Below are 797 nucleotides of genomic sequence, written 5' to 3'. Positions count from 1 at the left end.
CAGCGCCGAGGCCTTGGGCGGTGCTGAGGTGCACTGCGCCCAATCGGGGGTGGCCGATCATATGGCCCGCGACGATGGCCATGCACTGGCCATCGCCCGTACCCTGCTCACTCATCTGGGCAGTGAGGATACCAAGGCGTCAGGATTAGCATCGGTCAGCCCAACCTACGATGAGCCCTGCTATGAGCCCCCCTGCTACCCGATAGCAGAGATCTATGGGCTGGTGGGGGCAAACCTCAAACGCGCTTATGACGCCCGCGAGCTGATCGCCCGACTGGTGGATGGCTCTGACTTTGACGAATTTAAGGCGCTGTTCGGCACTACTTTGGTGACTGGATTTGCCCGTATTGGCGGCATGGCGGTGGGGATCATCGCCAACAACGGGGTGCTGCACAGCGACAGCGCCCAGAAGGGGGCCCACTTTATCCAACTCTGTAATCGGCGCGCCATCCCGCTGCTGTTTTTGCAGAACATCACCGGCTTTATGGTCGGGAGCAGCGCCGAAAAAGGGGGGATCGCCAAGCATGGCGCCAAGCTGGTCACCGCCGTGGCCTGCAGCCGGGTGCCCAAGATCACCCTGATCGTTGGCGGCAGCTTTGGCGCCGGCAACTACGGCATGTGCGGCCGCGCCTATGAACCCGATTTTCTGTTTAGCTGGCCCAACAGCCGGATCTCGGTCATGGGCGGCGAGCAAGCGGCCGGAGTGCTGGTGCAGGTGCGCCGCGACAAGCTGGCGGCCGAGGGCAAGAGCCTGAGCGAGCAGGAGGCGGCCGCCATCCGCACCCCCGTGCTTGAGC

General features: G+C 63.6%; 1 protein-coding gene. It reads left to right on the top strand.

Annotation, left to right across the window (positions count from 1 at the left end; all coding sequences use genetic code 11):
- Positions 1 to 797: carboxyl transferase domain-containing protein (locus CUC53_RS18540; RefSeq protein WP_272896787.1), on the top strand; the 797-nt coding region annotated here is incomplete at both ends.

The sequence above is a fragment of the Aeromonas cavernicola genome (assembly GCF_002795305.1).
In the GTDB taxonomy this organism is placed as follows: domain Bacteria; phylum Pseudomonadota; class Gammaproteobacteria; order Enterobacterales; family Aeromonadaceae; genus Aeromonas; species Aeromonas cavernicola.
The sequence above is the reverse complement of the archived record's forward strand: the minus strand, read 5'-3'. Positions and strand labels throughout refer to the sequence as shown.